Genomic DNA, 20,787 nt, shown 5'->3' on the forward strand with positions numbered 1-20,787 from the left:
GACACCTTAAAATGGCTGATAAGTATTTCAAATTAACCTGTAACAAAAAGGTATCGCACAAAGCGGTAAAAGAATCTGGCGATTTAGAACCTGTAATTCACTACATTAAAGCCGCAACCCAAGAACTAGCCAAATCGGAAGCTGTTTGCAAGGTTGAAGCAACTCACCCACTATGCACCGAAAATGAAAATTCCGAATACAGTGATTTCTTCAAAGGCGTTAAGGCCGAAAAAATATCAGAAGAAGATTACCACTCAGCAATTATAGAATTAGAAGCCAAGGGGTTTGACGAAGACGAGTTCATTCACTCAGATGAACAACAAATAAATGTTCCGGATACTCCGTACCCTACCCTAGGCCAAGATGGATACTACGACACAAAAGATCCTCAAGTTGAAGATTCCTCTTTCATTTACAGTAGCGAAACCGACAGTATGAAAGCTGCTAAGGTCTTCATTCTGAGAGTTGGCCATAGCCAATATGCTTACGGATTCCGATTTAAGTTTGGTGACTTCGATAAGCACGAAAAAATGAACTTAGACCGAACCGAAGAAAAACGTGACGACGCGATTGATAAAGCGGTGGAACGCCTTGAAAAATTCCTAGATTACCAAGATGAGTTTGGCCCAGAAGACCAAAAAACCTTTGTCTCCGCAACGATGAAACATGATTTTTATCATGCATTTCAAGAACCCAGTGAACTGTTTATAACAGCACTATCACAGCACCCAGACGCAAAGAACGCATTAGAAGCCCACAGCGATTATTTAGAAGTTGTTGAAGGTCATTTTGCGGATATCTGGCCTTTAGATAAATCCCCAAATCAAGCAATTGAGCATGTGGACTCAATGGTAACGATTGGTGTTCTATACGATTTAGAAGCTTTCACCGAGAGCTTGAAACCTTACCTTCCTGCCGTACTAACCGAGAAAACGAAAGAGTCGATGAAACATATTGAAGATGTTATCGACAAGCCAGCAGCCAATGAATCCATCATTGAACCTAAATGCTGGAAAGCCGCTCTCCCTGTAACCGATGAATTACACGTCGTTATTGCAATCCGAGATTGTGGTGACGAGGGGTGGCAATATGCTGTCGAAGGCAATCAGAAAGCAGAACGCGCATTCGGTGACGCTAACGACTTTGGCTGCGAGTTTGCTACCACCCGAAAAGAAGCGATCAAGATGGCTGGTCAGGCAATTATTGACGCTCTGTACAAGTACGATAGCTCATTAAGTCTAGCTAAGATTTTTATGAAATCTCCATACATTCAGGAGTTCGAAGAAAATTGCATTGAGGTGATGGATGGCGAAGACTTACCGCCTAACGAATGTTCACCAATAGAAAATGCAGTACGTGGACGCCTAGCTCTTCGCCCTACAGCAAGAATGACAGAGGGCGAAGTAAAACTCGCTATGGATGCACTACAACCTCACATCACAGCTCAAACCGACATCGAAAAACTAGTGGAGACAATTAACGGATTGGAAAGATGTGGGGTTTTATTTAATGAAAGTGAGGCTGAGTATCTAGTGGCCAGATGTACGGTTACTAAAAATAACATTCAACACAAACCAACACATAATTTAGAAAATGAGTATGAATGCTTTATTGCTGAAATATTTTCTCGCATTAGTGATGGTAGTCCATATCTAACAACAGAGCAGTATGAAGAGGCAGGAGAGAAGCTTGCTACTGTAGTAGATGAACTCATTAATTGGCACAACGGAGAACGGGAACATAACGGAAAATACTTAACGTTCGTTAAAGACAAAACACTAGAAAACATACGCAACATTGATTTTGATGATGCAAACGAGGTATCAAAATCATTTCTAAACATCCGAACTCTTCGCGCTGTCTTTCGAGAAAATATCGAACTTATTGAAAGTATGGAGCCAGCATCCAACACTCTGATATCAGAAGTAGAGTATCCATCTCTCTTGCTCGCCATAGCTGAACGCTTGGCACATGAAAGTCACGCAGTAACACCTGAACGTGCCTATACCCACTTATTAAAAATCATTACCAAAGACACCGACATTAACGCTTTAGCTGATTACATCAAACAGCTTAAAAATCCAGTGATCATTTGGCATTCAACTGAGTCGGTTAACCTAGTAATGAAGTTTAATAGCCAACCCAAAGCCGTTGGTAATAATGAACAAAAAGAAGCCCAAAAGTTACTAGAACAAGGCAAAAAAGAACCAACCGATGGTAATGGAAAGCCTAAGGTTACCAAAAACGCACCTTTACCCGAATCTGCTAATGATGAGCATCTTGCCGATTCTGATAGCAACATTAGTGGCACTGACGTTCCTCAAAATATTGTAGAGCAAGAGCCAGCTAACGATCCTGAAATTCCAGATGTCGATTTAGACGAAAGTAATTCAAATATGGGTATTTGGAATCAATCATTTAAAACCGATTTGAATTTCACCAAGCAAGACCCATCGACAGGTCGATTATCCATCAATGCTCAATACCGCCAAATGAAAGCAACCGAAATATTTGGTCCTCGTGGTAAAGGCTGGGGTGTCGATGTTAAGCGGGAGTGGACTGAGGACGGTTTGCCAATTTTCGCTAACGGTACGTATACCGGAGTGAATGAGTCTGTCCACAACATGGAAGTCGAGCTTTGGTACATCCACCCCAACAGTGGCGATCGATGCACATTAACAGCTTTTGGTGAGACTGAGCGTTTCTATTGGTCACACAATTACAGTCGCATGATCAAAAACGGAGAGTGCCGTAAAAAATCACTTACCGACGCGACAGGTAAAGCGCTTTCAATGTTAGGCATTTGTGGTGACGTATACATGGGTGAATACGACGATGAAAACATCATCAACCGTTCGCAAATGACGAAGACAACCGACAATGCGCTTAAACAGCTTGAGTTTGATGCGAAAGCAACACAACAGGCGCTAGATAAGGCTAAGTCATACACTGACAAGTTCTCTACTGCTCCTTCTCTGGCAGAAATCAAGCGACTTCAAAAGCTAGCTGAAACAGCTCTGGATGCAATCCCTACCCACGACAAGGCAAGCAAAGCCAAGAAAGACAAAGCGCTATCTCGAATCGCGGAGCAAGCAGAATCGGCAATAAAAGACTTCAACGCTGACATTAAAGATAAGGATCAGGCAAATGGCTGATAAGACAGAAAGCATGAACAATATTAACCAGCAGATCTTTGACCTGTTGGAGCTGGCCAAACAAGAAGAATGGGACGAGCAGACCATTGCGGATAACTTGGCAGGTATCGAGTGTTCTATTGATGACAAGCTCATGGCCTACCGCCGATACATGGATAAGTTAGAAACAGCAGCGAAGCTGGCAGATGCGGAGAAAAAAGTATATGCCGAGCAAGCAAAACCATACGGTGACCGCGCCAAGTCTTTAAAAGACGAACGCAGTCGAATGACCTACCCGCTTCTGAATTTATTCCAAATGTTAAATATCGAAAAAATGAAAGGTGCATACGGTACTTTTTACATCAAAAACAATCCAGCCAAACTTCGATATGAGGAAGCCCACCTTCCTGAGAAATATCTAATACGCGAAGTTCGTTTTGTCCCTGATGAGGACGCAATAAGAAAAGCGCTAGATGATGGTGAAGAGCTAGATTTTGCTTGGTATGAATCTCAGCCTCAGCAAGTCGTACTGAGAAAGTAAAAATGAGCATATTCACCCTACAAATTGAGCCTCACTTAGCTGAGGCATTTTTTCACTACTTAAAACAACGGGGCTATTCAATCTACCCACCAGTGAGCCCTTCTTCACCACAAGTAGCGAGGCGTGGTTCGAGCCGACACACGATATCTACTAAGCCTACGGGTACACTCGTTGTCTCTATAGGGCTGCATCTTGAAGCAATGAAATTTCTCACTACTATAAAATAAGAAACCTATTGCATTGCATTGCATGAGCTAAATATAAACAACCAGTCTCATCGAGACGCTATTACCGTCGCTCGTCAATCTGCAAAAAACAGAGGTAATGCTATGAGTAACTCATACAAAGAAGAACTACATGTACGTTTGATAAATGTCGTGAACACTAAATGCAACATTTTAGGGTGTGATAACTGTGACCTAAAATGGGATGGTGGTTGTAGCGCTACAGACTTGGAAGCAAAAATCATCGAAATTGAAATCAAAGAAATGAACTCTGACACAAGTTCAAATGATTAGGTAATCGGAGACTTCTAAAATGCGTGAAATGACCATTCCCCAATACAAACGCAATTATTATCCTGCTCTTTGCAGCCAAACTATTCGAAATTGGATCAGACAAGGAATCCTTCAGGCTCGTAAAACACCTACCGGCCGCTGGCTCATTTGCATACCTGACGCAGCGAATGACTCAGAGTTAACTACTACCCCCAAAGCAGCACAGCTTCTAAAGTTGATGAACGGAGGCAGTTAACCTATGAATGCTCGCAAGCGAACGACTGGTCGTGAGCGCCTTCCAAAACACTTGTATGTAGAAAAACGAAAAGGCCAAACAAGGTATCGCTTTACTCTTATCGATGGTACCAAAATGCTAATGCCGGCTGAGTTTTCTTTAGATGATATTATTGCAGCAGCTAACGCATACAATGACGAGCATAGACCAGCACAACACTTCCAAATTTCTCCTAGATCTAGAAAAGACAAATTCAACCGCCCGATGAATGAGTGGCTTGAGCATGTAATGGTTAGAATTAAAAACGAAGAAGAACTGTCAGCAGAAATCCTTAGACAAGTATCGAGTGATATAGCTCGACTTAATGAGTTTTTAGGAGACAAGTTTTCCAAGTCAATTAACTTAGAAACCATGAACGACTTTCTAAATACATACTATGGTGATAAATCCAAAGAGGTTTATAACAAGAAACTTTCTCGATTAAAGAAGATCTTTAGCTATCTAGCAGATGAATCCGCAATTGGTGAAAACTTCATGTTGAACAAAAAACCGAAACGGCTAAATGGTTCGGATAATAAGAAAGAACGCTTGGATTTAGATATAGAGGCATTCAAAGCAATTGAAAAAGAGGCCCCTCTATTTTTAAAAGTAGCGATGGGGTTATCGATTCAATCGACTCACGCAGTAGCTGAACTACATAGAATAAAATACCGTATACCAAAGCCAAAACCGGATACATGTGGAATTGTCTGGTTTGATACTCCAAAACCAGAGAACGGAGAAATTGTATTTGGTACCTTGTACATACATCGAGCAAAGGTTAAGAATGCTAAAACGTCTTATGTTGCTATTCCGGTGACAAGCGCTATCAAAGAAGTTGTAGAGCTATCTAAAACAGATAAGCTACATTGCCCTTACGTAGTGCATCGTAGACCTGCAAGAAACAATAATATCGCTAAGCAGTGTGACCACCGTTACCAAGTGACCAGTCGCATGATCAGCGAAACATTTTCCAAAGTACGCGACGAACTCGGTTTGTACTCTAACGTAGAAAAAGCTAAGCGCCCTACTTTCCATGAAATCCGAAGGCTATCGGCAAAACTCATCGATGAAATGGGTGTAAACCCTCGCCAACGCATGGCACATGCCAGTGATAGAACCACTCAGATTTACACTGATAGTCACGACGTAGAATGGCATGAAGTACCAGCCATAAGCGTCGCAATATAGCCCATTTCAAGCGCTGTACAAACTACTGTATTTTACCACCTTTTTACCACCCTTTTACCACCCCCTCGAACTTTACTCAGTACTAACGCAGAGTAATAACAAGGGGACAAAAAAGGAAAAAAGAAGGAATTCCACTTGAATATCAATAAGTTATAGACACAAAAAAAGCCCACCAAAAGGTGGGCTTTTTCTAAAATTTGGTGGGTCCGGGCGAACTCGAATCGCCGACCCCTACCATGTCAAGGTAGTACTCTAACCAACTGAGCTACGGACCCAAATTTTTATGTTCCTAACCATTCAATTCAGAATGGTGCGTCCGAGTGGACTCGAACCACCGACCCCCGCCATGTCAAGGCGATACTCTAACCAGCTGAGCTACGGACGCATTTCTCTGGAACGACGAGGATATTAGCTATAAGCGAACGACGGTGCAAGCACAAATTTACCAACTTTGAACCGTTTGGCGAAAATGTAAACTCAACACGCGTTTTCAGATGATTTTATCGACAAGGACTGAGCCTGCAGGGTTTAAAAGTGTGATCTATATAACTTTTATTATCTCACTTAATTGTCGTAAGGCACTTCACTGAGCATCCAAATCTGTAAGGTTTGCGATACCTTAGGGCAAGTACCGAACAAAATCTGATATTTAGGTTTAAATGGTTCGCCGATATAGGTTGTACGGATCAACTCTCCTGTTTTGACGTCTACTTGAGTGCTCACCCTGCCTTTGAAGTTTTGAAATATGACAAACTGCTCACTGTGGTAAACCATTTGCTCTCGGTAAAACAAGAAATGATCTTGGGGTGTCTCTGTCAATTCACACTCCAGTGGTTTCAAATTAGGTATCGCACTAGCATTCGATGCGATGAACAACGCCGATAAAATCCATCCGTATCGCATATGGCTGCCCTATTCTGCCCTCTTTTTCAAAGTATAGGCCCTGCCTTGATGAATGATACAAAAAAGGCTTTGATCATCTCTAATCAAAGCCCCTTGTTTCTGCTGGTTAATTGTCGTGTTTAGTCGTCCGCCTCAAACACAACGTTATAATTTTCGGTGTATGTACAATTCGGCTGACGGCTACAAGTAAAGAAACGTCTCCCTTTGAACTCACCTTGGCTTGCGGTTTTAATGATCATCGGACTGCCGCATTTTTTACAAAAACGCACTTCTTTATCGGGCTCAATCAAATCAATGTGTGCCGCAAGCAAACGACGTAATCGCCCAACTTGATAACTGTGCTTTATCGAAGCGCCGATTAAAGGCAGGTTGGCCGTCTTACAAACATGAATCAATAACTTTTGTCTTTCTATCTTACCCTTGTTTAGCTCCTGCCCATTATCCAATTCAACGATAACGCGCGGCTCTAGTGTCCTTGGGTCACAAATAACGTAATCAAAATAGCTTCGAGATATACGATTGTTCGCGACAAAAAACTGCTTCTTATTTTTGATTTCTTTTGGCGTAACCAAACTGGACATGTTTACTTTCGCGAATACTACGGCATGCTCCCCTACCGCCGCTCTTAACGCATTATAGAACGCACCCTCTTGACCTCTGAGCAGAGGGCCTTTCGAGCGATAAGGATAATCACGCGTGTCATCGTGCTTAATCACGTACTTTTGAATAACAAAGAAGAATAAAACCAGAAGAACAACAATGATAAAAATGTTGGTCATAAATAAAGTGCATCCAAAACAACTCGTTGCTCAAAGCGTAAATGGAAATGTTATGCAGAGCAACAAAACCTCGCAATTTTGAGGCGCCACGACGATAGCGAGAAACAGAAAATTTTGCTCACCAATAAAAACGAGCCAATCACACACTTGGATTGGCTCGTTTAAATTTTGTTAATACATTATGTATGCTAAGAATCAACTATTAGCGTCTGGCTGATTCTCTGGCATCGCATCAATAAAAGCTGGCAGTTGATTGCATGACTGCACAACAGCGTTAATGGTTGGATAAAGAGAAGTATCTACACCAAAGCGTTGTGCGTTATAAAATTGTGGTACCAGACAAATATCGACAATAGATGGCGAGCTTGTCAGGCTAAACTTGCAATCACCATTTAGTTTACGATGCTTCTGAAGTTTCTCTTCTAATGCTGTAAAACCTTTGTGGATCCAGTGATGAATCCAAGCGACTTTGCGCTCTGGTTCGCAAGCTAACTCCCCCTCTAAATACTGTAGAACTCTTAAGTTATTCAGGGGATGAATCTCCATTGCAATATCCTGAGCCAAAGCTAGCGCTTGGTATCGAAGCGGCGTTTGCTCGGGGATCACAGTGAAATCCGGGTAGTGTTCTTCTAAGTATTGAATGATCGCCAGTGACTGGGTTAACTGAACCTCCCCATCCACCAGCAAAGGAACCAGTTCAGAAGCGTTTAACTCATGGTACTCGTCACTGTGTTGTTCGCCACCATTGCGCACCAAGTGTACCGATTTTGAATCATACGATAACTCTTTAAGATTCAAGCAAATACGCACACGATACGCCGCCGATGATCGCCAGTATCCGTATAAAATCATGCTATCGCTCATATCGTCTCCCAACCAGCATTGTTAGTGCTTGAGATATTGGCTAACTTGTTGGTCAATCGAGCCGAATATGTTGTTGCCATCCGCATCGAACATTTCCAATCTGATTGAATCTCCAAACGACATGAAGTTAGTCGACGGCTTGCCATCACGAATGGTTTCAATCATGCGAACTTCCGCGATACATGAATAGCCAACGCCACCCTCCTCAATCGAAGTGCCATGTTCGGTGCCTTGCTTATTAGATACCGTGCCAGAACCTATAATTGCCCCAGCAGATAGCGGGCGCGTTTTAGTCGCGTGAACAATTAAGTCTGCGAAATCAAACGTCATATCGATACCTGCATTCGGGCGACCAAACGGCTTGTGGTTGTAGGTCGAGACCAATGGTAAATGCACTTTGTTTTCGTACCACGCATCGCCTAGTTCGTCTGGTGTTACTGCCACAGGAGAAAACGCAGAAGAAGGTTTAGATTGGAAAAAACCAAACCCTTTAGCTAACTCTGCCGGAATTAGCCCACGCAGTGAGACATCATTCACCAGCATGATCAAACGAATCGACTCCTGAGCCTCTGCAACACTCGCGCCCATTGGTACGTCACCAGTTACCACAGCCACTTCACCTTCGAAATCAATACCCCATTCATCACTCGCAAACTCGATGTTGTCACAAGGACCAATAAAGGCATCAGAGCCTCCTTGGTACATCAACGGATCCGTCCAAAAACTCTCTGGCATTTCAGCGCCGCGAGCTTTTCGAACCAACTCAACGTGGTTTACGTAAGCACTGCCATCAGCCCACTGATAAGCGCGAGGAAGCGGCGACTCGCAGTAGTGCGCTTCAAACTCTTCATACCCTGCAACCGTGCCATTGTTCAGTGCAACGTATAGCTCTTCCAGTTGCGGTGCTAGCGTATCCCAGTTATCAAGTGCCACCTGCATCGTCGGTGCTAAGTTCATGGGGTGGAAAATTTCTGTCGCTGGTACGCAGCGCGTTAAGTCTTTGCTCACGACCATCAACAAACCGTCACGAGTGCCATTTTTCTTGGTTGCTAATTTCATCCTTGCCTCTTACTTCTCTTGCCAGCTATAGACGTATTCTTTGTTTTCTACTTTTTCCAGCTCATCCGCAAACTGAAGTGCGTGACGCGTATCGATCATGACCGCAACTTCGTCGGTAAAAGTCTTCTTGTGCTCTCGCCCTGCTTTGAATGCTTTCGGGTGAGGACCATGCGTAAATCCTGCTGGATGGAATGTCACCATGCCTGCTTCAATGTTGTCACGGCTGAAGAAATCACCTGCATGGTAGAACAAGACTTCGTCATAATCGTCATTGTTGTGGTAGAACGGTACTTTGAGCGCTCCAGGATCACTTTCAATTGGACGAGGAACGAAGGTACACACCACAAATCCTGCTCCTACAAATGTAGTATGTGCAGAAGGCGGTAAATGGTAACGATGTGACATAAGTGGACGAATATCACGCCAGTTCACTTTTACTACCGCCAAATCACCATGCCAGCCAATCGCATCCAGCGGGTTGAATGGGTAAGTGATAACACTGACTTTATCGTGGCGTTTCACCTGAACCTGTGTTTGATTCTCAGAATATTGAGCACGGAACTGATCGTTGATCGACGGCGTTTCTAAAACCGCCGGATCAAACACCGCGTGGTTTCCAACCATGCCTTTTTCGGGCAATGTATAAGCCGCATCGGTGTTTTCAATCATCAGAATGAACATCGGCTCGCTTGGTTCTAAACGCCAGCTCGTTGAGCGCGGGATCATGACATAATCCCCTTCGCTCACTTTCAAATGACCATAATCACAGTAGAGATCTGCCGTACCTTGGTGGATGAATAGCAGTTCGTCGCCATCTGCATTTCTCACCAAGAAGTCCATTTTTTCATCCATACGCCAAACACGAACTTTACAATTCGCGTTGTGTAATAGATGCGGGACTGCCCAAGGGGTAATATGGCTGGCTTTTTCGACTAGATTAAAATCAAACGCTCGTGGACGTAGCTCGCCCTCCCACTCAGACCACCCCGTTGGGGCATGTTGATGATGAAAATGTGTTGCGGGGCCGAAGAAGCCACTTCGACCTGCCTCACGTTCATAAATTGCCTCTTCCGGGAAGTCAGCATGTGCTTGTTTAGAGCACACTCCCTCCCGATGAGGGAATGTGATCCATTTATGCATCGCTCAATACTCCTCGGCGAATTTGGTCTTCTTCTATCGATTCAAACAACGCTTTGAAGTTACCCTCGCCAAAGCCTTCATTGCCTTTACGTTGGATGATTTCGAAGAACACAGGGCCGATAACGGTTTGAGTAAAGATTTGTAGCAAGATGCCATCTTTCGTTGGCGCACCATCAATAAGAATCTGCAAATCACGAAGCTTGCTTACATCTTCGCCGTGGCCTTCAACACGCTGATCGACTTTCTCGTAATAAGTATCTGGCGTTGGCATAAAGTCCATGCCTCGCTCACGCAAGGTTTTGACCGTTTCGTAGATGTCGTCAGTGGTCAATGCGATGTGTTGAATACCTTCGCCATTGTATTCACGGATAAACTCTTCAATCTGTGATTTATCATCTGACGACTCATTGATAGGAATTCGGATTTTGCCGCAAGGTGCGGTCATCGCACGGCTGACAAGACCAGTCAGCTTACCTTCGATATCGAAATAACGAATTTCGCGGAAGTTACCAATGCGCTCATAGAAACCTGACCAGACATCCATGTTGCCTTGCTTAACGTTGTGCGTTAAGTGGTCGATTTCGTAAAGACCAACATTCGCTTTTGATAAACGCTCATCAGCATCATCATAAAAACGAAAATCGACATCATAAATGCTCTGCTTTCCATAACGATCGACAAAATAAAGCAAGCTTTCACCGATGCCATAAATAGCAGGAATGCTAAGCTCCATCGGCCCAATTTCCGTTTTATATTCTTTACCGCCATTCTCTAACGCATGCGCCAGAGCAACGGTGGCGTCTTTCACACGAAATGCCATGCCACAAACCGACGGACCGTGAACTTTGGCGAATCCCTCAGCTTGGCTATGCGGCTGCGCATTCACAATAAAGCTAATGTCACCTTGTCGATATAACCACGCTTCTTTTGAGCGATGCTTTGCAATCTCCGCAAAACCTAACGATATAAACAGATCTTTAAGCTGTTGAATGCCTTTGTTGTCAGCAGCGGTATATTCAACAAACTCAAATCCGTCTGTTCCTAGTGGGTTATATGCATCAACCATGACTTTCTCCTTGTCTCAGTAGCTTTTGTTTGGACTTATTTTTCTAACTTGGCGCAGGTCTTGAGAAATTGGAATACGTGGGGAGAAATCTTTATCTTGGCGATTTTTACGCATAATTGTAAAACATATGTTACACATAGCGAGCACATCGAACCCACTTTCGTAAACATCAAACAAACTGCTTATTTTCAATATATTAGATTGATGTTTTCGGCTTTACGCCACCACATAAAATGTAAACAAGTTGTTACTTTGGCATTTTATCTTGGCAACGTAGCTCAAAAAGCAAAAGGGGATGGAAAGTCTATTGCACCCTATCTCTATCCGATTTATTCATTTGATCCTGCAAAACATCAAAAGTAATGTTTCGTGACGCTTCATACAGTTCGAAAGGCTCATCGGTCAGAATCGTGTCATGGATACCCCTTTATTGATTCACCTCAGTTTTATTCAAAAGTAACTGTGCCATAAGTGGTGCTCTGTTCCCTATCGAGCCGAGCCACAAGGCTTCACGCTCGATCAGAAAAAGAGACATCTAATGACACACATCAATCAAGAACGCTTAGTTGAACACTTTTGCCAACTAGTACGTATCGACAGCGAATCAAAAAACGAAAAACAAATTGCAGAAACACTGGCAGAACAGCTAGGCAAGCTAGGCTTTACCGTACGCAAACTTCCAGTACCTGAGCACATTTCTAACGGTTTTAACGTGTACGCCCGTTTAGACGGCAAAAAAGACGGCTCTATTCTAATGAGCTGTCATATGGATACGGTCACTCCAGGTATTGGCATTGAGCCACTCATCGAAGACGGCGTTATCCGTTCAAAAGGCAATACGATTCTTGGTGGCGATGATAAATCTGGTATTGCTGCCATCATGGAAGCCGTTCGTTGTATTCAAGCGGAAAACCGTGAGCACAAAACGTTAGAAGTTGCTTTCACCGTGTATGAAGAAGGCGGTTTATTCGGTTCACAATACTTCGATATATCACACGTCACTTCAACGGAAGCAATCGTGTTAGATACGGGTGGCCCTATTGGCACCATTGTGACCGCAGCCCCAGGCCAGCAAAAGATCATGGCAAAAATCAAAGGTCGACCAGCACACGCAGGGCTTGCGCCAGAAGAAGGCATTAGTGCGATCATGGTGGCGGCAGATGCCATCAACCAAATGAAGCTGCTTCGCATCGACGAAGAAACGACAGCCAACATCGGTATAGTGAATGGCGGTCAGGCCACAAACATTGTTATGCCTGAATTAAAAATCGTGGCAGAAGCACGCTCCCTGAATGGCGATAAACTAGATGCTCAGGTCAATCATATGATCTCAACATTAGAGTCTGTCTGTGAAAAACACGGTGCAGAAGTCGACATTGAATCTAGCCGAGCCTACGACGCTTTTGTTATTGAAGAAAACCACCCACACGTAAACGCTATAAAAGCAGCGTTTTCAGAGTTGGGAATTGACGCCTTCACAAAAGGCACTGGCGGCGGTAGCGATGCCAACAACTTTAACAAGAAAGGTCTCACAACGGTCAATCTTTCAACTGGCATGGCAAAAGTACACACGACAGAAGAGTTTATCGCGGTAAGTGATATGGTCAAAATCACTGAATTCGTGAAACATTTCCTAGTCAGTTAACGTCATGCCTTTTGAAGAGCAGACTGACTATCTTCCCCTTCTAGCCTGTGCTTGAAGGGGATTTTAATTTGTATCGAAGCAAAATTACTTCCCGTCATGCCAACTTGATATCAGATCTTCAAAGAAATTCCCCTAGCTCACTTTTTGAGACCAGACAGCTCAACACCTGACACCCTGTTACAGTAATGTTAAAACTCGATTGTGTAGACAATTTATACAATATACATTTTTGACATCTTTCAGGATGAAAAGAGTGAGACAAGGATGAAATTACCTAAGTTGCTTTTATTAGCGTCGATGATGAGTCCAATACTGGCAACATCAAGCTATGCCGCACCGTATCCCGCAGGTGTGACCCTCGATGAGATACAAGAAATTACGCTAAACAATGGAGCTGAAGTTACTTCTATTGACCCAGTCAAGCAAGCCGCAGAGCCCGCTTTTAATCTCGGTCGAGACCTGTTTGAAGGTCTGGTCATTCAAGATAAGCAAGGTAAAACCATTCCTGGTGTTGCTGAGTCTTGGTCAGTCAATGACAACAATACGGTTTATACCTTCCACTTACGTGATGCAAAATGGTCAAATGGCGAAACGGTCACTGCACAAGATTTTGTCTACAGCTGGCAACGCTTACTGAATCCAAGCACTGCTTCACCCTACGCTTGGTTTGCGGCCATTCCAAATATCGAAAACTCGCAAGCGATTATGAAGGGCGAAGCCGAACCCGAGTCCTTGGGCGTGAAGGCGCTGGATGAAAAAACATTCCAGGTAACACTCGAAGAGCCTATTCCCTTCTTTACGAAACTATTAAGTCATCCAGTGCTTGCCCCCGTTCACAAAGCGACCGTTGAAAAACATGGCAACCGTTGGACCCAGCCTGAGCATATCGTTACAAATGGTGCGTTTACTGTCTCTGAATGGAAAGTTAACGAAAAACTGGTGATGGTTAAAAACCCACATTACTGGGACGCAAGCAATGTAGTGCTGGAAAAAGTCACCTGGCTACCAATTGGTGATGCAAACGTAGTGCTAAACCGCTACCTAGCCGGTGAGATAGACCAAGCGGTTTCCATTCCTGCCGCTCAGAAGAAAAAGTTAATTCAACAACGCCCACAAGAAGTGGCAAGCACCAGTGCGTCTCTTGGCTCCACATTCTATTACCTCAACACTCAACAAGGACCAACAAAAGACGTGCGGGTCCGTAAAGCCCTCTCATATGCCATTGACCGTCAACTGTTAACGAGTGCTATCTTGAGAAACGGTGGGGTTCCAATGTATACCCTTGTGCCACCTCAAACAGATGGTTTTAAATCTCACACTCCTGAGTTCGCAACTTGGAACCGTCATAAACGTATCGAAAAAGCGCAGCAATTACTGTCAGAAGCTGGATACGATAAAAGCAATCCGCTTAAGTTGACGTTTACCGTACCAACTTTCTCGATGGACGTAAAAATGGCAACCACCATGGCAGGCATGTGGAAAAGCCGATTGGGTGCGCAAGTCACGATAAAACAGCTAGAACCGAAAGTGTTCTACGCACTTAAAGAGCCGACCGACATTACTCGCGGCGGCTGGACGGCTGACTACAATGAAGCCTCTACATGGTTGGATATCTTCGTTTCTAGTGGCGAGTACAACGATTCTCGTTATAACAACCCGCAATACGACGAGTTAATGGCTCGCTCAAAGACCATGAGCAACCCATCAGAACTGTATCTACAAGCAGAAAGCATGCTGATTGAAGACATGGCCATTATTCCTATTTATCGTCCGGGTAACGATCAATACCTCATCAAGCCTTACGTGGGCGGCTACGAACTGACAAACCCTGAGTCGTCGTACTACCGCAAGAATGTCTATGTAAAAGCCCACTAAAAGCATGTTTTCGGTCTGAGTCGGCAAGTTCAATGTTTACTTGCCGTTCCTCATATCTCTCGGTGGAGAAGGCAACCTGAGCTCAGACCATTTTTTATTCATAACCGTTCGAAGTGATTTCGGATGACCAAAGGATGATGGATCATGATTTGGTACATTGTTAAGCGATTAGCTATCGCTATCCCCACGCTTCTATTCATCGCACTCGTATCATTTTGGCTGATGCACATTGCACCAGGGGGGCCATTTGATATGGAACGGCCTATGCCAGAGGTGGTACGTGCGAATATCGAAGCAAAATTCCATTTGGACCAGCCCTTCCTTACTCAGTTTTGGATTTACATTGGTAATTTCATACAAGGAGATCTCGGTCCGAGCTTCGTTTATCAAGACTTCAGTGTTACACAGCTCGTCGCACAATCATGGCCAGTTTCAGCAGTATTAGGCGTACTCTCCTTTTGTATTTCCGTTCCACTTGGCATGTTGCTTGGCACCATTGCGGCATTGAACCGAAATAGCCGCCTAGATTACGGCCTGATGACACTTTCGATGACTGGAGTTGTGGTGCCGGCCTTCGTTCTTGCTCCAGTTTTAGTCATGATCTTCGCTATTCAGCTCGGCTGGTTCCCTGCTGGTGGTTGGGAAGGAGGAAAGCTGGCTTTTCTTGTTCTTCCCGTGCTCAGCCTGGCGATTGGCTCCATTGCGAGTATTGCACGCGTCATGCGTGGCGCAATGATTGAAACACTCAACCAACCATACATTCGAACGGCAAAGGCCAAAGGTTTGTCCACAACCTACATTTTATTCCATCATGCTTTGCGACCATCCCTTATTCCCGTCGTTGCGATGCTCGGCCCTGCGTTTGTGTCTGTTGTGACAGGCTCGGTGATTATCGACATTTTCTTTGGTACAGGTGGCATGGGACAACACTTTGTGTCTGGTGCTCTCAACCGCGACTACGGCCTAGTAATGGGCATTACTCTGATTGTCGCTTCACTCACTATCTTCTTTAACCTTGTGGTCGACTTGCTATATACGATTATCGACCCTCGTATACGCGTTTAGGAGTACGGCATGTTAACGATCAAAAAACTGGATACACAAGCTCTTCAAGATCAAGTCGTCGACAATATTGAAGCCGTCGAAGGTCGCAGTCTTTGGCAGGATGCATGGACTCGATTTCGTAAAAACAGAGCCGCGATGACATCAGTGTATGTTTTGGCGTTCATTACCTTATGCATCACCTTCGGCCCCTCTCTTGCCGCTTTTGGCCATGATGAAATTGACTGGGAAGTGCTCATCGATCCATACGAGCTAGGAAAACCTTCACTGAGCAGTGGTCATTACTTTGGTACCGATGATCTCGGGCAAGATGTTTTCGCTCGCACGATGCAAGGTGGCAGGCTCTCTATTTTGGTAGGTTTTGTTGGCGCCTTAGTCGCCGTTGTTATTGGTACGATTTGGGGAAGTATTTCCGGCTATCTTGGCGGCGTTGTCGATAGCGTAATGATGCGCATTATTGAGGTGCTCGATTCGGTGCCATTTATGTTTATGGTTATCCTGTTTGTTACCCTTTTTGGCAACAACATCTACCTGATTTTTATCGTGATCGGAATGGTATCTTGGCTGGGCATTGCCCGTGTTGTACGTGGCGTCACCTTCGGTCTAAAAAAGCGAGAGTTCATCGAAGCCGCACACTCTATTGGGGTTTCTAAATTGACAATTGTCCGACGCCATGTTCTGCCTAATGTTCTTGGGATCGTGATGGTTTATTCCTCCTTAATGGTACCAGGATTCATTATGTTCGAATCGTTTTTGAGCTTCTTAGGGCTTGGTGTTCAACCACCAGACACGAGCTGGGGAATCCTAATTTCCGAAGGCGCAAAAACGATTGACGTTGCATTGTGGATGCTGCTTTTTCCCTCTCTGTTTTTAGTTGCCACCCTCTTTTGTTTTAACTTCATCGGCGATGGCTTGCGTGATGCTCTTGACCCGAAAGACCGATAAGGACAAACCCATGCTATCTATTGAAAACATGAACGTGCGCTTCGATACGCCAGATGGGCAAGTGCAAGCGGTCAGTAATCTCTCCTACTCGATTAAAGCGGGCGAAACTCTTGGGATTGTTGGGGAATCAGGTTCGGGAAAAAGCCAGTCTGTTTTCGCATTAATGGGGTTAACCGCGGATAACGGCGCCGTGTCTGGAAGCGCAATGTTCCACGGTGATGATTTACTCGCGATGTCTAAAAAGCAGCTCAACCGCATCCGTGCAGAGAAAATCGGAATGATCTTTCAAGATCCGATGACGTCACTCAACCCATTTATGAAAATTGGCAAACAGCTTTGTGAAGTTCTCATGATTCATAAAGGAATGACCCGAAAACAAGCAAAAATTGAATCGATTCACATGTTGGATGCGGTGCGTATTCCCTCTCCCGAAACTAGGATGAATCAATACCCTCACGAATTATCTGGCGGAATGCGTCAGCGAATCATGATAGCGATGGCCTTGTTGTGTAAGCCCGAGTTGTTAATTGCAGACGAACCAACCACCGCGTTAGATGTAACCGTTCAAGCTCAAATTTTGACGCTATTACGAGACTTACAACAAGAGTTCAATACGGCTATTTTACTGATCACTCACGATATGGGCGTCGTCGCCGAGATGTGTGATCGCGTATTGGTCATGTATGGTGGTCAAAAAATGGAGCAATCAGATACCGAGACATTGTTCGCTCAACCTGCGCACCCCTACACTCAAGGCCTGCTAAAGGCGATTCCTTCCATCACTGAAGATATGCCGCGTTTACCAACCATCCCAGGTAACCCACCAAGTGCGTTGATTAACCATCAAGGGTGTCCGTTTAAAGAGCGGTGCGAGCATCGAGAGACGCGTTGCCAATACGAAACCCCACGGTTTTCTCCATTAAACACGAGCCAGTCCATTGCCTGTCACGTTAAAGCACCCAGTGTTATCACTCCCATTCAAATAAAAGCTTAAGGAGGCGTTATGAATAAAAAAGAAGTCCTCATGTCTGCTCGTGATTTAAACGTCCACTTTCCTGTTTCACGTCATCTTATTCCAAGTCGACGTAAAATCGTGAAAGCGGTCAATGGTATCGACTTAGATGTTTACCGAGGTGAGACACTTGGCATTGTGGGGGAATCAGGCTGCGGAAAATCAACACTTGCTCGCGCCTTACTTCGCTTAATTGAACCTACACATGGCGAGTTGACTTGGAAAGGTCAAGACATGCTCGGGTTTAGTAAAAAAGAGCTTTCCTCTCGACGCAGAGAATTTCAGATGGTGTTTCAAGACCCATCCGCTTGTTTGAATCCGAGGTTAACCATCTCAGAATGCATCGCCGAACCACTGCTCACCCACGAGCCAAAGCTTAAACGGGCAGAGGTAGAAAAGCGTGTCATCGCTATGATGGATAAAGTGGGTCTCTTGGCGAGCCAGCGAAACCGCTATCCACATGAATTTTCCGGAGGTCAATGCCAGCGTGTGGGCATTGCCAGAGCATTAATTCTCAATCCAGATTTGGTCGTGTGTGATGAACCCGTTAGTGCACTAGATGTCTCCATACAAGCTCAGGTCATCAATCTTCTAGATGATCTTAAACAAGAAATGGGGTTAACACTGGTGATGATTGCGCATGACTTAAGCGTGGTGCGCCATATCAGCGACCGCGTTATGGTGATGTATCTTGGTAAACCTATGGAAGTAGGACGTTACGATCAAGTATTTGATGATGCTCAACACCCCTACACCAAAGCACTGTTATCTGCTGTCCCGATAGCTAATCCGCAATTAGCACGTGACCGTGAAATACAACTATTGCCCGGCGATCTTCCTTCTCCACTTAACCCACCGAGCGGTTGCGTTTTTCGTACTCGATGCCCAGAAGCAACAGAAGTATGCGGGCAACAGAACCCAATAAAAACAGGCTCGGAGCAGCATCATATCTATTGCTCAAATATGACTTTAGGAACCATTTAATGAACAATACTAACTCAGTAAACCAACGCCTTACGTTATTGCGTGAGGCAATGTCCTTTCACAACGTGTCTGCATATATCGTGACCAACAATGACCCACATAACAGTGAATACTCAGCGGATCATTGGTTAGCGCGAAGCTGGATTTCAGGTTTTACCGGCTCAGCAGGCGATGTCGTCATTACCCAACAAGGTGGTGGCCTGTGGACTGATGGTCGTTACTATATTCAAGCTGAAGAACAGTTACACGGCACAGGACTTGAACTGTTTAAAGCCAAACAACCAGAAACGCCGACAGTTGCCAAATGGCTGGCTACCACGCTACCAGAAAACAGTATTATCGCGGTTGACGGGCGCGCCATCAGTTACGCTTTTTATCAAGGCCTCAAACAAACCTTTGAAGCGAAAAACATTAAGATCATTCTCGACCTGGATTTACTCACACCGATTTGGCTTGAAAGACCACCTCGCCCAAGTGCACCCGTATTCGAGCACCCCACCGCTTTTGCTGGCGTTGACACTGAAAATAAGTTAGCGAGAATCCGTTCTTGGTTAACCGAGAACCAAGTAGATAGCTTATTAGTGTCAACGCTAGATGATGTCATGTGGACAATGAATATTCGAGGTGGTGATACGAATTACTGCCCAGTTTCTGAAGCCTATCTAGTCGTAGAGCAATCACTTGCGACACTGTTTATTGATAAAGCCAAACTGCCTCAAGACGTTGAAAGAGCGCTGACCGATCAGAGTGTACACATTCGCCATTACAACTACGTAAGTCAGTATTTGAATCAGCAATGTGAGGGATTATCGCTCGCTTTTAACCCGACCCACACAGACAGCTTATTGGTGAGTTCGATTGAAGGGAATGTGAATCTAAAGCCAATGGCTTGCCCTGTAACGGCAATGAAGGCCATAAAAAATGCGACCGAGCTAACTAGCCTAGAACAGGCATTAACAGATGATGGTGTGGCAATCGTAAGGTTTATGAACTGGCTCGAAGAGCAAGTTCCAAGCGGACTCGTTACAGAATTGTCTGCTGAGGCACAACTGAATCACTATCGCCGTCAAACCCGACATTATGTGAGTGACAGTTTCCGCACTATCGCAGGCTTCGCAGCTCACGGGGCAAAAATGCATTATGCCGCCGATGAAGAAAGCAATGCGGCAGTCAATGAAAGCAACTTCTTTCTCGTCGATTCTGGTGGCCAATACCTTGGCGGGACAACAGACATCACCCGTACTTTCCACTTCGGGTCACCGACCATTAAGCAGCGCAAAGATTATACCTTGGTGCTCAAAGCGGTCATCCGACTGACTCAGACTCGATTCATGAAAGGCTCTACGGGTGCCAATCTTGATATCATGGCGCGTGGCGTCTTATGGCAACATGGTATTGATTACAAGTGCGGCACTGGACACGGCGTGGGCATTTGCTTGAATGTTCACGAAGGCCCACAAAATTTCTCGCAAAGCCACCACGAGGTTGAACTAAAACCGGGTATGGTCATTACTAATGAGCCAGGCGTTTATCGCGAAGGTGAGTACGGGGTAAGAATAGAGAACATTCTTAAAGTTGTAGAAGTAGAACAAAATGAGTTCGGCACGTTTTACGGTTTTGAGACCATCACTCTTGCTCCAATTGCGACCAACGCCCTTGATTTATCAATGCTAGATCAAGCAGAGCTAGACTGGCTCAATCATTACCATTCACGAGTCTATCAAGCACTTAGCCCTTTTCTTGATACGCAAGATAAAAACTGGCTTCAACGCACAACCCAACTTATTGAGAAATAGGATATCAGCAAGCTTTATAA

Annotated in this window: 17 protein-coding genes and 2 tRNA genes; 11 read left to right on the forward strand and 8 right to left on the reverse strand. The window is 44.6% G+C overall.

The window, feature by feature from the left end:
• Positions 1-11 precede the first annotated feature (11 nt).
• The 4 genes from R7Z41_RS00115 to R7Z41_RS00130 all read left to right on the forward strand — a co-directional run bounded on the left by R7Z41_RS00115 (position 12) and on the right by R7Z41_RS00130 (position 5,637).
• Positions 12-3,155 (forward strand): hypothetical protein, encoded by a 3,144-nt coding sequence (locus tag R7Z41_RS00115; RefSeq protein ID WP_262678683.1) that lies wholly within the window; start codon positions 12-14, stop codon positions 3,153-3,155.
• Positions 3,148-3,675: a siphovirus Gp157 family protein gene (locus tag R7Z41_RS00120; RefSeq protein ID WP_054866068.1), complete on the forward strand. Its 528-nt coding sequence runs from the start codon at positions 3,148-3,150 to the stop codon at positions 3,673-3,675. The genes R7Z41_RS00115 and R7Z41_RS00120 overlap by 8 nt, the downstream gene beginning before the upstream one ends.
• Positions 3,676-4,004: 329 nt before the next feature.
• The gene (locus tag R7Z41_RS00125; protein ID WP_054729558.1) at positions 4,005-4,193 is read left to right on the forward strand and encodes a hypothetical protein; all 189 of its coding nucleotides are present in this window, start codon (positions 4,005-4,007) and stop codon (positions 4,191-4,193) included.
• A gap of 238 nt (positions 4,194-4,431) precedes the next feature.
• Positions 4,432-5,637 (forward strand): tyrosine-type recombinase/integrase, encoded by a 1,206-nt coding sequence (locus R7Z41_RS00130; RefSeq protein WP_170893843.1) that lies wholly within the window; start codon positions 4,432-4,434, stop codon positions 5,635-5,637.
• 198 nt (positions 5,638-5,835) lie between these two features.
• Here the strand turns inward: R7Z41_RS00130 and R7Z41_RS00135 are convergent.
• The 8 genes from R7Z41_RS00135 to hppD all read right to left on the reverse strand — a co-directional run bounded on the left by R7Z41_RS00135 (position 5,836) and on the right by hppD (position 11,448).
• A tRNA-Val gene (locus R7Z41_RS00135) sits at positions 5,836-5,912 on the reverse strand.
• A 33-nt stretch (positions 5,913-5,945) separates the two neighbouring features.
• Positions 5,946-6,022 (reverse strand) — tRNA-Val (locus R7Z41_RS00140).
• A gap of 179 nt (positions 6,023-6,201) precedes the next feature.
• Positions 6,202-6,540 carry a hypothetical protein gene (locus tag R7Z41_RS00145; protein WP_053303140.1) on the reverse strand — a complete coding sequence of 113 codons (339 nt, stop codon included), beginning with the start codon at positions 6,538-6,540 and terminating at the stop codon, positions 6,202-6,204.
• 119 nt (positions 6,541-6,659) lie between these two features.
• Positions 6,660-7,319: a DUF2726 domain-containing protein gene (locus R7Z41_RS00150; protein ID WP_005377831.1), complete on the reverse strand. Its 660-nt coding sequence runs from the start codon at positions 7,317-7,319 to the stop codon at positions 6,660-6,662.
• 195 nt (positions 7,320-7,514) lie between these two features.
• A complete protein-coding gene (gene maiA / locus R7Z41_RS00155) occupies positions 7,515-8,183 on the reverse strand; it encodes a maleylacetoacetate isomerase (RefSeq protein ID WP_182039000.1) in 669 nt (222 codons plus the stop codon).
• A 21-nt stretch (positions 8,184-8,204) separates the two neighbouring features.
• Complete coding sequence (locus R7Z41_RS00160) at positions 8,205-9,242, reverse strand: fumarylacetoacetate hydrolase family protein (protein WP_025766743.1); 1,038 nt, start codon at positions 9,240-9,242, stop codon at positions 8,205-8,207.
• A gap of 9 nt (positions 9,243-9,251) precedes the next feature.
• The gene (locus R7Z41_RS00165; RefSeq protein ID WP_054574088.1) at positions 9,252-10,382 is read right to left on the reverse strand and encodes a homogentisate 1,2-dioxygenase; all 1,131 of its coding nucleotides are present in this window, start codon (positions 10,380-10,382) and stop codon (positions 9,252-9,254) included.
• Positions 10,375-11,448, reverse strand: coding sequence for a 4-hydroxyphenylpyruvate dioxygenase (gene hppD / locus R7Z41_RS00170; protein ID WP_005377835.1), 1,074 nt, complete (start codon positions 11,446-11,448; stop codon positions 10,375-10,377). Before hppD ends, R7Z41_RS00165 begins: the two co-directional genes overlap by 8 nt.
• 538 nt (positions 11,449-11,986) lie before the next feature.
• On the opposite strand from hppD, the gene R7Z41_RS00175 reads away from it, so the two are divergent.
• The 7 genes from R7Z41_RS00175 to R7Z41_RS00205 all read left to right on the forward strand — a co-directional run bounded on the left by R7Z41_RS00175 (position 11,987) and on the right by R7Z41_RS00205 (position 20,767).
• Positions 11,987-13,093, forward strand: a complete 1,107-nt coding sequence (locus tag R7Z41_RS00175; protein WP_206970013.1) for a M20/M25/M40 family metallo-hydrolase — start codon at positions 11,987-11,989, stop codon at positions 13,091-13,093.
• Positions 13,094-13,357: 264 nt separating this feature from the next.
• Positions 13,358-14,968: a peptide ABC transporter substrate-binding protein gene (locus R7Z41_RS00180; protein ID WP_206970010.1), complete on the forward strand. Its 1,611-nt coding sequence runs from the start codon at positions 13,358-13,360 to the stop codon at positions 14,966-14,968.
• A gap of 144 nt (positions 14,969-15,112) precedes the next feature.
• On the forward strand, positions 15,113-16,033 hold the full coding sequence (gene oppB, locus R7Z41_RS00185; RefSeq protein WP_005377838.1) for an oligopeptide ABC transporter permease OppB: 921 nt from the start codon (positions 15,113-15,115) through the stop codon (positions 16,031-16,033).
• A 9-nt stretch (positions 16,034-16,042) separates the two neighbouring features.
• Positions 16,043-16,975, forward strand: coding sequence for an ABC transporter permease subunit (locus R7Z41_RS00190; RefSeq protein ID WP_005377839.1), 933 nt, complete (start codon positions 16,043-16,045; stop codon positions 16,973-16,975).
• A 10-nt stretch (positions 16,976-16,985) separates the two neighbouring features.
• On the forward strand, positions 16,986-17,969 hold the full coding sequence (locus R7Z41_RS00195; RefSeq protein ID WP_017820901.1) for an ABC transporter ATP-binding protein: 984 nt from the start codon (positions 16,986-16,988) through the stop codon (positions 17,967-17,969).
• Positions 17,970-17,978: 9 nt separating this feature from the next.
• Complete coding sequence (locus R7Z41_RS00200) at positions 17,979-18,971, forward strand: ABC transporter ATP-binding protein (protein WP_017633963.1); 993 nt, start codon at positions 17,979-17,981, stop codon at positions 18,969-18,971.
• On the forward strand, positions 18,971-20,767 hold the full coding sequence (locus tag R7Z41_RS00205; protein ID WP_017633962.1) for an aminopeptidase P family protein: 1,797 nt from the start codon (positions 18,971-18,973) through the stop codon (positions 20,765-20,767). Before R7Z41_RS00200 ends, R7Z41_RS00205 begins: the two co-directional genes overlap by 1 nt.
• The last annotated feature ends 20 nt before the right edge of the window (positions 20,768-20,787 follow it).

Source organism: Vibrio sp. 1457 (assembly GCF_033340195.1).
Classification (GTDB): Bacteria; Pseudomonadota; Gammaproteobacteria; order Enterobacterales; family Vibrionaceae; genus Vibrio; species Vibrio alginolyticus.